We start from the raw sequence: 12,548 nt of genomic DNA, 5'->3' as shown, positions 1-12,548 counted from the left end.
TGAGGGGCACCGAGCCATCGATCTGGATCAGTTCACCGAAACAATCGCGCCGGCCGTGCGGCTGGAAAACCGGCTTCTTGCGCTCGCGTCGCGAGACCCATATGCCGGCCTCGGTCATCCATTGCCGCAACGTCTCCTTAGCGACCGAAATCTGATGCAGTTCGATCAGCTTCTCATCCGGCCGGCGATCACTTTCGATAGAATCTCGATCCGCTGCAGATCACGCTCGCTCATCGCAATCAGTCCCATCCGCAATCTCCCACACCATCAAACAAGGGGAGTGTGACATTCCAACTTTGCAGAAACAGGACACTTCAACTTTGCGGCTACAAACATATATCGCATAAGATAGATTATGGAACATGAGGATGCCGTTTGATTACAATGGCATACCTTCGTCATCCATCTTATAGCCCACTCTTTTAAAATCGCCCCGCTTGATTTGCGCCTGGACGATCCAGCATATCGACGAGTTCGCCTGCGGACGTGCCTCGTTGAGCGGCCGATCCCAGCCAACAGATTCTTTTAGAAACCTGTGTCTCGGACGACGCGCGCTTGACGACAACGTCCGGGTCAGAGTGTTGAGCATTGACGGGATTCGATGGAAAGCTCGCACGTGGACTCGCCGTTGCTATTCCTCAAGTGTCGGGATGACTTTCGGTGGTCTTTGCAGCTCCGAGGCGGCGGCGGTTGCCGCTGCATCGGCGGGACCACCGGAAACATGAACGGTCGGCGTTGCAAACTGGATGCCTTTTTCCGCGAATGTCTTCTTGAGCATGGCAAGGGCCTTTCGGCGAACGCCGAACTGTTCGCCGGGTTTCGTCATGAACTTCAGCCGTATCTGCACACCATAATCCGCCATCTGCTCGATCCCCTGCATTTTCAAGGGCTCGATGATGTTGGGTCCGAGTTCGGCATCCTCCAGAAGCTCAACGCCGATGCGTTTGATGGTCTTGCGGACCTCCTCAAGGTCGCTGTCATAGTTCAGGGTGAGCGTGATGATGTCGATGACCCAGTCACGGCTGAGGTTTTGCACCGCTCCAAGTTCGCCGAAGGGAACGATGGTGACCGGACCGCGGTGATGGCGCAAGCGGATCGATCGCAGCGAGAAACCTTCGACCGTGCCTTTATATTTCGCCGCCTGGATGTATTCGCCGATGCGAAAGGCATCGTCGAACAGATAAAAGACGCCGGAGATGATGTCCTTGACGAGTGTTTGGGCGCCGAAGCCGACGGCTATGCCGACGACACCAGCGCCCGCCAGCAGCGGTCCGATCTGAATGCCAACGGCATCCAGGATCATCAGGAAGCCGACGGCGCCGATCGCCAGGAAGAGTACATTGCGAAGAATGGGAAGGAGGGTATTCAACCGCTGACGTCGGCGCGCATCAGGTCCGTCCTGATGTCCCCCCTGCTCGCTTCGCGACGCCACCGCCATCTGGCTGTCGATCAACGTGCTTGCGAGCTTCCAGATAACGTCGGTCACCAGCAGCACGATAACAATGCGGATCCCTGCGCGGATCAAACGCGTGGTCACCGTTTCGGCTGCGGCGAGATCACTGAGATTGACATTCCACGAGCGGGCGATGAGCAGCGCGGCGACCACAATGAGGCCGTTCCGCAGCGTTTGCATGATGACAGCAGACCATCCGACGATAGCCGGATCTTCGACCGCCTGCTGGTCGCCGGATTGTATAATGCGACGAATGATATCATGAGCCACCGAAACGGTAAGGGGCAGAAGCGTGATGACGACCACTGTCCAGAATGCACCGCGGAGCCCGGATACCCATAACAGCCACGATAGCAGGATGCTCGCGCTGAAGCCGACACAGACCAGCCGGCTCACGGGCGGCCCGTCAGAACGAAAATGCCGCAGCCAGATCATAACGATCAAGGCGATTGAAACGACACTAAGCCATGCTGCGGTAAAGAGGTCGACCAAGATGGGTGAAGCTTGGATCGTCCCGATCACTTCGATGGTGGCCCAGCCAGCCGCCAGCACTGCGATGATTCCGAGGAGCCAGTAGTACCAGAACCAGGCAAGCGAGGTGACAAGCGTCAGAAGCCGCATATGCGGCAGGCGGGCGCCCGGCGCGATGACAATGCGGCCCACAAGCACGCCAAGGCGCACCATGAGCGCGGCCGATAGCAGTATGAGGGCAATATCGCGAAACACGGCAGGCCATGGAAAGAGGATAAACGCGCCGAGGCTTCCGATCAGATAACCGACCAAGGCGAGAAGACCCATGGAAAGCCGGGCGGCGTGGAGCTTGATCCGTTGCCGGACGGTGCCGGCAGGTGCGTTCAGCACAAAATGGAGCAGCCCTCGCCCTGACCACCAGGCAAGGCGCTGCGCAACGAACCCGCCTGCGACGAAAAGTATGACCGCCAAGATCAGGCCGACAGGTTCGATACGATCATCCGTTTGGAAGACCCGGATCGCCGACTGGATCTGCCCAGGCAGCGTCGGAACGGCATCGACGAGTGTGAGCAACCTCTGGCGCAAATCCTGTAGTGACGTGGCAATCGACGCCGGTGCCGCCTCTTGCGAGACTGCTATCGGCTGCGCCGGTTCCTGATTGCCCGGAACGATCCGATTGACCAGCGCTCGTCCGGAATCATCGTTCGGCAATTCGATAATAACCCGGATCGGTGCCGAGGAATTGGTCGGCTCAGCCGCTGAGGCGGCGTTTGCACTCGCCAGCAGAAGCGTTGAAAATACCACCGTCAGGAATGCGCACAATCCGCGGCGGGGATGACGGTCGTCGATGATGCGCATGTGGCCGTGGTCCCCGCGACGGTGTCGTCGCGTTTGCTGGGTTGGTCGAAACTTCGGACTTTGTGAAGCGTTGCACGACCAACGTCAATCGACCAACCGGTCTCGGGGACGCAGACTGCGAACCAAAGGCCAGACGGCGTTAAGACCGCAAGCTTCTGAAGGCCTCCCGGATCTCCTGACTGAAGAGTTCTGGCTCCTCCCAGGCAGCGAAGTGACCGCCCTTGGAGGCGCGGTTGTAGTGGATAAGCTTCGGATAGGCCTTCGACAGCCAGTGCTTTGGCGGCTTGTAGACCTCACCGGGAAACACCGTGACGGCGACCGGGACTTGGACGGGCGTGAGTTTTGCGCCCGACATGACGTTTTCCCAATAGATGCGACCGCTGGAAGGGCCGGTGTTCGTCAGCCAGTACAGCGTGATGTTGTCGAGGATGGCATCCTTGCCAAGGGCCTGTTCGGGATCGCCGCGTGTATACACCCAGTCGGCGATCTTGTCGTAAAGCCAGGCAGCGAGGCCGACCGGAGAATCCGCAATGCCGTAACCGATCATCTCCGGCCGCGTGCTCATGATCGCTGCATAGCCGAAGCCATTGTTGAGGAAGTCCCGAGCCTCGTCGAAGACGACCTTCTCATCCTGAGACAAGCTATCGGGAGCCGGCCCTCCATTTTTAAGAGCCTGCGCTGCCTCCGATGGAAACGTCGTGGCACGCTCGACCCGGTTGACGTGGATCGCGAGCAGCCCTTCGGGCGCCTGGCGACCCAAGGTGTCGCTGATGATCGCGCCCCAGTCGCCGCCCTGCGAGACATAGCGGTCATAGTCCAGTCGCTTCATCAGGACGTCCCAGGCAGCCGCTATCCGCTGGGGGTTCCAACCTGTTGCTGCAGGTTTCCCCGAGAAACCGAATCCTGGAATCGAAGGGATCACCAGATGGAAGGCGTCATCCGCCGTGCCGCCATGCGCCGTCGGATCCGTGAGCGGCCCGATGACATTAAGCAGCTCGAAGACCGAACCTGGCCAGCCGTGGGTCATGATCAGCGGTAGCGCGTTTTCATGACGGGAGCGGACATGGATGAAATGGATGTCCAGTCCATCGACAGTGGTGAGAAACTGCGGAAAGGCATTCAGCCTGCTCTCTGCCTTCCGCCAGTCGTAGGACGACTGCCAGTAGCGCACCAGCTCCTTCAGCCTGTCGGGCTGGACGCCCTGCGAACGATCGATGACGGTTTCACCGTCGGGCCACCGGGTCTCGGCGAGACGCCGCCTGAGATCGGTGAGCGCCGCCTCGGAGACCTCAACCTTGAACGGTCGGATCTCCTCGGACGCGACGCCGACAACATCAGCGGCGTCGGACGCGCGCGGAAGGAGAACGGCGGTTATGCCGGCCGCGGCAAAGCCTGACAGCAGCGCGCGGCGGGATACGTCGCGGTGTTTCAAAACGTTTAGCATTGCCATGATGCCGTGTCCTTTGGTGATGTCGAGGAGAGGAAAAGATGCCCCCTGCCCGCTTCAATGCCGAAAACGTCAGGCCGCGTCCGCGCCGGAACGAAAGATCAGAAACTTGTTGCCTTCGGGATCGCGAAAATAGGCGCAGTAAGGACCCGTGCCGTTCTCGCCACGCGGAACAGGAGCCCCTTCGTCCGAGCCACCCGCCGCCAATGCAGTTGCATGGGCTTCGTCGACCTTTGAACGGGACGGCGCTTCGAAAGCAATCATTCCACCGTTGCCGACGGCGGCAGGGCGGCCATCGAACGGCTTGATGATGCCGAATTCGAGCGTGCGATGACCGTAGTAGATGGCTCGGTCGGGCTGGACGAGGACTCGTCCGATCCCGAACACGGCCAGAAGCTTGTCGTAGAATACCGAGGCGGCATCCAGATCGTTCGTGCCGACAGTGGCGTGTCCCGGGAGGCCGCGGACCTTGTCGGGGGCGGCCGCAACCTGTCTGCTTTGGGTAATGTCAGTCATATCAGTTCTTCCTTATATTGTCGCGGCCGACGCTCTGCCTTCCGCAAGCAAACGCCAACGAGCTGTCTCAAATCGGCGGCTGGTGGATATTTGGGCGGGTCGACGGACGGCCGGCACCTCGGGAAAGCGAGAGGCACCCTCTCGTTCAGATGTCAGCCTTGGGCAGCCGGGTTGCAGCGCTGCCGCCGTCGAGAGGGTTCCTCTCACTTTCTCCGGCTACCGCTGGCTGACGCCATGCTCAATTATTTGTGGAGACAGCTGGCTTTTGGGCTTTGGCTGACCGCCGTTCAGAAAGGACATCCTATGTCTAAGGACAAAACCGTAAATGCCGCATCAGTCGCAGCAACTCCGTCTTCCCACACGGCTGAAGCCTTCGCTTCTACGCAAGCCGCGCAAGACGCCGTCGACTTCATCGAGATCGACGAAGTCCTGACACTGAGGAGGACGATTGTCCGCGCCCCCGCGCCAAAAGGCACCGTGCTTTTTCTGCATGGGTTTCCGGAAACGCTGATGGTCTGGAAGGGCATCGCGACAACGCTTGCTCGCGACTACGACGTCCACGCCTTCGATTGGCCGGGCTACGGGCAGTCGTCACGCCCGATTTTGGCACGCTTCTCCTATGCGCCGAGGGACTACGCCCAAGTGTTGAAGGCCTATATCGAGCGGGCAGGCATCGACCGGTCGAACCTCGTGATCTACTCGACTGACATCGCTGCCCTCCCCGTTCTGCTGCTTGCTCTCGACGAGCCGACGATCGCCAGGCAGATCATCGTCGGCGACTTCGCGCCGTTCGACCGGCCGCAATACATGTGGGAGAACCTGCAGAATCTCAAAGCCGAACCGACCGCCTCGCCGACCCGCGCCTACATGAACAAGACGAGCGACGAGATCCTTCAGAACGTGCACAGGCGCGGCCTCTCGCCCGCCGAGCAATTCGATCTGCCGGCTCACGTCCAGCAGGACATGACCCGTTCGTGGAGCCTTGACGGGATGACTTCAGCGGATGCCTTCGCCCATTACTACGCGAATTTCACCCGCGATCAGCACTATCTCGAGGCCAACCTCACCCGGCTGAAGACGCCCGTGAAGGTGATCTGGGGCGAGAAGGACCTCTATATCACAAGCGAGATGGGCACCGAGTTCGCCGGCAAGATCGGCGCTAAACTCGACGTCCTGCCCGGCATCGGGCACTTCCCGCACCTTCAGAGCCCGGAACAAACAGTTGAAGAAATCCGCGCATCATTCAGATAATATTTCATTATCTTCGCGGATATTCCGCAGCCGCGGCAATGCCCAGTCGACGAATGCCCGTACCTTCAACGCGAGGAGCCCCTGCCGCGCGTAGACGATATGAATGGGCTGTGGTGGCCCGTCGAAATCGCAGAGGATGGGAACTAGCGCGCCGGACGCCAGCTCGTCAGGAATCTGATAGTCGAACAGCCGCGCGATCCCCGCCCCGCCCACGGCCGACGCAACACAGTTCGCCGCGGTATTCACCTCCAGCCGGTTGCGGGGCACCGCCTCGATCGCCGTACCGTCGACGTCGAATGTCCAGAAGAATGTCCGCTTGTTGAAGATGATCCCGTCGCGATCGATGAGATCGCCGGGACGCTCGGGCATGCCGTGCCGCTCGAGATAGGCAGGGCTCGCGCAGGTCAGCAGGCGGAATTCGCCGATCTTGACGGCATGGAGGGCGCTGTCGGCGAGGTCGCCGAGACGGATCGCGATGTCCACCTGCTCGGACACGAGATCGACCATGCGGTCGAGCGACAGAAGGTTCAGCGATACCTCGGGATATTTGTCCATGAAGCTTAGCGCAACGGGCAGCACGTATCGGCTGCCGTATTCGATCGGCATCGTGATCGTCAGCACGCCTCGGGGCGTCTGGTATTCCCCCGACGCCCTTCGCTCGGCCTCCTCGAGATCCGCCATGATCTTTCGGGCGGCATCGACATAGTCGCGCCCGGCATCAGTCAGCTGAAGATTGCGGCTGGTGCGGACGATAAGGTTTGCCCCGAGATGCCGCTCAAGTTCGGCCACCTTGCGGCTGACGCTGGGCAACGGCGCGTTGAGCTTCCTGCTGCCGGCAGAGATGCTTCCGGCGTCGATGACGGCCAGCAACATGCGCATCGCTTCGAGACGATCCATCGTACACCGCCAATAAAATATCGCTTCTGTTCAGCCCAGCTTAAGGCTTGGCTCTAGAACAGGATGATTTTAGGCCGGGTCGGCCTAAAATCATCCTGTTCTACATTATATAGTGAGAGCATGATGTCGTCCGAAAACCGCACACACTTTTCGGCATCTTGCTCTAATCAAGCAGCTTCCGTATGGCCATGATCCCTTTTGCAGCATCCGACCAGGATTGACGCCAGATCAAGACGCCGACGCTGAGGATGGTCGCAACAGCGAAGGGGATTGGCCCGATAAACCAGAAGGCGGCTGCGACGGTGAAGTAGTAAGATCGGACACCGACGCTGAATGATCGAAGCGCAGGGTTCAAAACCAGGGTCAGGGCGTTCGTCCAGCCGGCGATGTCCCTGTCTTCATCCCGGGATGGGCTGGCCCCGATCGCCGCCAGACAGTAGTTGATCTGCCGGACCGCCCAGATAAAATCGGATAATCCCCGCAGCAGCGTGGCCATGATCAGGAGGACCTTGCACTGGAAAAACCACGCGGGGTCCTGAGCCGCAAACATCGTGATCAGGCCACCCGATCCATAGTTCGGCTCCATGAACAGCGCGCCGCTCAGCCCAACGATGACGATGAGATTGGCGGAGCCGAAGAAGGACGCCGAATTGATCGTGTGCCCAAGGATCGCCGCGTCGCCGATGAAATTGTTGTCTCGGGTCAGGACCTCCCGCATCCAGGCCGCGCGAACGCGCACCATATCAACGGAAAGGCTATCATTCCGTCTCGGCCACCCCGCTGCCATCAAAGGCTCGACCGCCACCCAGACGAGAAGGAAGAAAACGATCGCCGCGACATTTAGAAAATCCATTGTGCCCCCGAACTGAAACTGGATTTTCCTGAACAGTACTTCGAGCTGACGGCAGCTCCAAGCGTCTATCGCCGCCCTGCCCTTCAGTTCATCAGCCTATATACGGGTCTTCCAAGTCCCCTCGCGGACCGCCGCGAGGTAACGGGAGGTCGTCGAAGCCCGAAGCCGAATTTGCTCGATCGCCTGCTGCGGCGTCACGGCCAGGAAACCGACATGGTCGCGTGGGCGTAGTTGGACGAAGGCATCCAGATCCGAATCCACCACCGTGGCGATCTTCGGGTACCCTCCAGTCGTCTGGTGGTCGGCCAGCAGAATGGTGGGAACACCGTCTCCGGCGACCTGTACCGAGCCCCGCACGATCGCTTCCGATGGCATGTCCAGCGCCGCACTTGGCGCAAGCGACGGACCTTGGAGGCGTACGCCCATGCGGTCATAAGCGTCGCTCAGGCGGAAAGGCGACGAAAGGAAATTCGACAAGGTTTCTTTCGAGAAGAACCGATCCTGCGGACCGACCACCACACGCAGCTCGGATCGCGGTCTTGTGATGACCGGACATGTGATCGGACCATTTCGATCATCCCGCACGTTCGTATCGGCTATAGTGAGCGTCTGTCCGGCTGCAAGGCGCCCGCCGCCGAGGCCGGAGAGACTGTGCGTCGACATGCTGCCCAGCCAGGTCTTCGCCTCGATATGACCGGCGAAGGCCAGATACGTCCAGCTTCCCCAGTGTCCCGGACGGATCGCCAGCCGCTCCCCGGCCCTCAAGGTGGCGACCATCCATGCGCCGCGCTTGTCGCCGGCATGCTCTACGATGAATCCCCCTCCGGCGACGGCGAAGGTAACCTCCCCCGACATGCAGTCGAGAACCAGGCCGCCCATGGAGACTTCGATTGCCGGCTGACCGGCAGGATTGCCGACGGCGGCGTTGGCGGCGGCAAACGAGGTCCTGTCCATCGGACCGGAGGCCGGAACGCCATACCGCATCAATCCGTGACGTCCTTCGTCCTGGATCGCGACGTGAGGACCCGCGAAGTTGATTGCAAGGACGGCTTCGCTCATGCGAGGCACCTCGCGTCGAATTCGGCCCTCGATATGCGGCGGAAACGCACCGCGTCGCCGACGTCGAAAAGGAACGGACGGTCGTTGGACGCGGCATCGAGGATCTTCGTCGGCGAGCGGCCGATGATCCACCAGCCGGTCGGCATGGTGAGCGTGCTCACCAGGCACTGCGGACCGGCGATCAGCACGCTTCCGGCAGCGATGCCGCGAATAGGCGCCGGCTTCCTCGGTTGCTGAATGGCTTTGGGCACGCCTGCAAGGTAGGCATATCCTGGGGCGAAGCCGTACATGAAGACGCTATAGTCGCCGGAGAGATGGGCGGATATAACGTCTTCCGGCGATAATCCACTTGCCTCGGCGACGGTGTCAAGATCGGGCGCAAAATCAGGATCGTAGCAGACTTCGACTTCGCGCATCGCTCCAATCGTCTCTGGAACCTCAGCCGCCAGAAGCTCGGCAATGGCCGCCTCCGTCGTCCGGTGATCGGCCACGAGCGGATCGAAGCATACGAGAATGCTGGCATAGGCCGGAACGGCTTCGACGAATCCTGGAAAGGGTGCCGCCTTCAAGGCGGCATCCAGCTTGACGACCTGATCGTGGATCCGCTTATCGATGGTCGCGCCGAATTCGACGAGCACCGCGTGGCCGCCCACGGGACGGTAGTTCGGAACGCTGCCGGACGATGCGGACGGGTCCTGTGACAAATCAGTCGGCGCCTTCGATCAGGATGAAATCCGCATCCGCTGCCCGCGCGCAGGTCCCATAGGCGTCCGGATCGGTGACGGTAACCTGGGCGATAAGATAGCCTTTGGCCATCACCTGTTTTCCTTTGTCGGTTGGAGGAATGGTGCCACCTCGATGCCTGCCTTTTGCAGTTCCCGGCGCACGTGGACGGCCATGGCGAGCGCTCCTGGGCTGTCCCCGTGAACGCAGATCGAGTGCGCATCGAGAGTGATCGGAACGCCGTCGACCGTCGGCATGAGGCCGCTGGACAGGTACTCGATCAATCTCGAAGCTGCCTCCACGGGATCATCGATCATCGCTCCCGGCAAGTTGCGCGGAACGAGCCGACCCGTGGAGAGGTAGCCGCGGTCGGCAAAAATCTCGCTGAAGACGGTCATCCCGGCATCGCGGGCCGCATGCTCCAGCTCTGTCCCGGAGATCGCCAGTATGGCAAGTTCCGGTGAGACCGCTCGGGTCGCACGGATGATGGCGTCGGCGACCGGCCGTTCGTCGGCCGCCCAATTGGCGAGTGCGCCGTGCGCCTTGATGTAACGGACTCGGGCGCCTGCCAGAGCCGCAGCTCCCATCAGCGCCCCTGTTTGCGTCGCGACAAGCTGCTCCACCTCCCGGATGCTCAAGGGGATCAGGCGTCGCCCGAAGCCCTCGCGATCTGCAAAGCCCGGATGGGCCCCCGCGACGACACCCCGCTCGCTTGCCAGGGCAAGGGTCTCCACCATGGTCGCCGGATCTCCGGCATGGCCGCCACATGCGATGTTGGCACTGGTGACGACGTCAAGGATCGCCTTGTCGTCGCCCATGCGCCAAGGTCCAAACGCCTCCCCCAGATCAGAATTGAGATCGATTTTCGTCATGATTTTCGTCAACCCTTCGCGCCGGTCTTGTCAGCTTCGTCGCATGTTGGAACCTCGAAGCCGAGGTGGAGCACACCTTCGCCATACGCGTCAAGAAAACCACGCTGCTGGCTGCGCGTGGCGAGCTTATGTGGCGGTCTCGGGCCGCCTTTCGCGCGGAGCTTCGGTGGCAAGCTTACCATTCATCCGGCACAGATCGAACCCATCAAGCGTGGGTTCCTGCCAAGCAAGGAACGCTTAAATCGATTCCGATTTGAGGAATTATGCAGTAAGATCGGCGGCGAAATGGTCGAGCACGTCGTATTCTCTCAAGAGCCGGGGTGACGTGATCGACCGGCAGCATTGGCGCGCAGACTGGGGATGCGGAATGAACCTTGTCGACAGAGCTTTCGGAACGTCCGAATTTTCTCTTGCCGAAGAGCCTGGCATTTTCACCTGGGAGTTGGCGACCGACAAGGTTTATGCGGATTCGGCGCTGGCAAAACTCTTTGGGCTTGATCCGGAACAGACCCTCACGGGGCTGCCGGTCATACGATACCTCGACCGGATTCACCCGGACGACAAGCCATCTGTGGCCAAGGCGATTTCAGAATCGGTGATCACCGGAGATCCGTATCGCTGTAACTATCGGGTATTTGATCAAAACGGACAAATAGTAGCCGTGGCTGCCTTCGGCCGCTGCTTCAGGGATGAAGCCGGAAATCCATCGCAGTATGCGGGCATCGTGTTCCCGACGAATGATCATATCCAGCAAGACGAATTGTCTGCTCACTGCAGTGCGGCACTGAAAATTGCGCGGTCATCGGGCCTGCAGACGACGGCCGATGCTCTTGAAGCGATTCTCAAAGAGCTTGCCAAGTCGATGCCTTCAGACGTCGTGCAGATGCATTGATTGCGTTCCGCGCGGTGGTTTTGCTCCTGGATACCCCGCTGCCCGTTGTTCCTTGCCAGCTCACATTCCGTCCGACAGGACGGAATGTGAAGTCGGGGCTTTCCATCGTGATTTCGCCATCAACCACCAACTCGGCGGCGATCGCAATCAGAACGGTCAAACCGTCACAGCCGTCTCGCCTCGGAGAGAGGGCCGGCAAATCCTGCAAGCAGGACGCCGAGCGGAAGACGCCGAACCAACCTGGCTGCAATGAAGGTTGCGCCGATCGCCGCGGCAAGTTTCAGCCAGGGATAATCGCCGAGTTGCACATGGGCGCTTGCATCGACCGATGTCGCCTTGGCTTTAAGCGCCGCTTCGGCGTCCTCGCGCAGCACGCCTATGCGGGCATTCAGCAGCCTGACCTCATGTTGCAGGGCGTTCAGGCTCTCGTCGGCCTTTTCACGCGCGGTCTGCTCAGCGGTATCGGCAAAGGGCGGATCGCCTTCCGCGATCAGTTCGTCGGGGTCAGGCGGAAGGCCGTGGCGGTTGATGGATGATTGCATGGACGTATCCTCGAATAGGTGAGCGAGCGGAAATGAGGCCCGGCATTGCGGCCGGGCCTCTGACATCAGTGGTCGCGCCGGAAACCCTGGCTCTGGTGGGATCCGCCCTGCGATTGGCTCTGCGATTGCCGATCGGCATCGTCCGATTGTTTGGAGCCGGGGTCGGCGCCAGGATCGAGGAAGGTATAGGCACGCACCTTGGCGCTTCCATGCGCGGTGTCCCGCATCGCCACCGGGCGCGCATCATCGAATGCGCTCTCGGACACGGCGAGGTCTTCCGAAGCTTTGCCGCCCTGGGCCGCTCCAGCAAAACCGGTATTGGACGCGCCTTGCTGTCTGTCCTCCAACGACCAGAGATCTGCCCGCTCATCCATGTCGATGCTGCCTTCGTCGTCCAGAATATCGTGGACGGTCTCATAAAGTGCGTCATCGATATCATTGACCTGGACGAGGAAGCCGCCTCGCCGCAGCCCTTCTGCATAGACCGCACGATCCTCATCCGGGAAGAAGAAGTCTGCCAGCGCGTCGAAGAAGCCGCTGCGGTCGTCGCTCATGACGCCGGCACGTTTTCTGTCCGCCTCATATCCGGGCATCAGCCTTATTCTCGCAACCGGCACGCCCGCGTCTTCAAGACGGGAGACGGCGGATTCGGCCTCCGATCGGCTGTCGAAGAATGCAGCAAGGCTGCTGCCGCCCGTCGGGCCTGAAAAGGCC

Annotated in this window: 12 protein-coding genes and 1 pseudogene; 2 read left to right on the top strand and 11 right to left on the bottom strand. The window is 60.5% G+C overall.

Annotation, left to right across the window (positions count from 1 at the left end; genetic code table 11):
• Positions 1–10: 10 nt before the first annotated feature.
• From AC1ECN_RS18620 to AC1ECN_RS18605, 4 genes and pseudogenes are all read right to left on the bottom strand, one after another.
• A pseudogene (locus AC1ECN_RS18620) lies at positions 11–234 on the bottom strand (hypothetical protein); the annotation flags it as partial.
• 397 nt (positions 235–631) lie between these two features.
• A complete protein-coding gene (locus AC1ECN_RS18615) occupies positions 632–2,782 on the bottom strand; it encodes a mechanosensitive ion channel family protein (RefSeq protein ID WP_130672605.1) in 2,151 nt (716 codons plus the stop codon).
• Between the two features lie 139 nt (positions 2,783–2,921).
• The gene (locus AC1ECN_RS18610) at positions 2,922–4,232 is read right to left on the bottom strand and encodes an epoxide hydrolase family protein (protein WP_130672606.1); all 1,311 of its coding nucleotides are present in this window, start codon (positions 4,230–4,232) and stop codon (positions 2,922–2,924) included.
• A gap of 69 nt (positions 4,233–4,301) precedes the next feature.
• Entirely contained in the window at positions 4,302–4,745 is a 444-nt protein-coding gene (locus tag AC1ECN_RS18605) for a VOC family protein (RefSeq protein ID WP_024322597.1), read from the bottom strand.
• A 303-nt stretch (positions 4,746–5,048) separates the two neighbouring features.
• Between AC1ECN_RS18605 and AC1ECN_RS18600 the strand changes: the two genes are divergently transcribed.
• The gene (locus AC1ECN_RS18600) at positions 5,049–5,996 is read left to right on the top strand and encodes an alpha/beta fold hydrolase (protein WP_130672607.1); all 948 of its coding nucleotides are present in this window, start codon (positions 5,049–5,051) and stop codon (positions 5,994–5,996) included.
• Here the strand turns inward: AC1ECN_RS18600 and AC1ECN_RS18595 are convergent.
• The 5 genes from AC1ECN_RS18595 to AC1ECN_RS18575 all read right to left on the bottom strand — a co-directional run bounded on the left by AC1ECN_RS18595 (position 5,985) and on the right by AC1ECN_RS18575 (position 10,400).
• Positions 5,985–6,893, bottom strand: a complete 909-nt coding sequence (locus AC1ECN_RS18595) for a LysR substrate-binding domain-containing protein (protein ID WP_130672608.1) — start codon at positions 6,891–6,893, stop codon at positions 5,985–5,987. The genes AC1ECN_RS18600 and AC1ECN_RS18595 overlap by 12 nt on opposite strands.
• 163 nt (positions 6,894–7,056) lie before the next feature.
• Complete coding sequence (locus AC1ECN_RS18590) at positions 7,057–7,746, bottom strand: DUF599 domain-containing protein (RefSeq protein ID WP_027689100.1); 690 nt, start codon at positions 7,744–7,746, stop codon at positions 7,057–7,059.
• A gap of 96 nt (positions 7,747–7,842) precedes the next feature.
• On the bottom strand, positions 7,843–8,814 hold the full coding sequence (locus tag AC1ECN_RS18585) for a 5-oxoprolinase subunit C family protein (protein WP_130672609.1): 972 nt from the start codon (positions 8,812–8,814) through the stop codon (positions 7,843–7,845).
• Entirely contained in the window at positions 8,802–9,509 is a 708-nt protein-coding gene (locus AC1ECN_RS18580; RefSeq protein ID WP_024322602.1) for a 5-oxoprolinase subunit B family protein, read from the bottom strand. Before AC1ECN_RS18580 ends, AC1ECN_RS18585 begins: the two co-directional genes overlap by 13 nt.
• Positions 9,510–9,620: 111 nt before the next feature.
• On the bottom strand, positions 9,621–10,400 hold the full coding sequence (locus AC1ECN_RS18575) for a LamB/YcsF family protein (protein ID WP_130672610.1): 780 nt from the start codon (positions 10,398–10,400) through the stop codon (positions 9,621–9,623).
• A gap of 367 nt (positions 10,401–10,767) precedes the next feature.
• On the opposite strand from AC1ECN_RS18575, the gene AC1ECN_RS18570 reads away from it, so the two are divergent.
• A complete protein-coding gene (locus tag AC1ECN_RS18570; protein WP_130672611.1) occupies positions 10,768–11,292 on the top strand; it encodes a PAS domain-containing protein in 525 nt (174 codons plus the stop codon).
• A gap of 164 nt (positions 11,293–11,456) precedes the next feature.
• Here AC1ECN_RS18570 and AC1ECN_RS18565 read toward each other — a convergent pair whose 3' ends face one another.
• Positions 11,457–11,834: a hypothetical protein gene (locus AC1ECN_RS18565; RefSeq protein WP_018494599.1), complete on the bottom strand. Its 378-nt coding sequence runs from the start codon at positions 11,832–11,834 to the stop codon at positions 11,457–11,459.
• Between the two features lie 65 nt (positions 11,835–11,899).
• On the bottom strand, positions 11,900–12,548 hold a 649-nt coding region (locus AC1ECN_RS18560), incomplete at its 5' end, for a hypothetical protein (protein WP_477953782.1).

The organism is Rhizobium sp. 01N447_2 (genome assembly GCF_056399245.1).
Note: the sequence above shows the minus strand (reverse complement) of the source record. Positions and strands in the feature narration are given on the sequence as shown.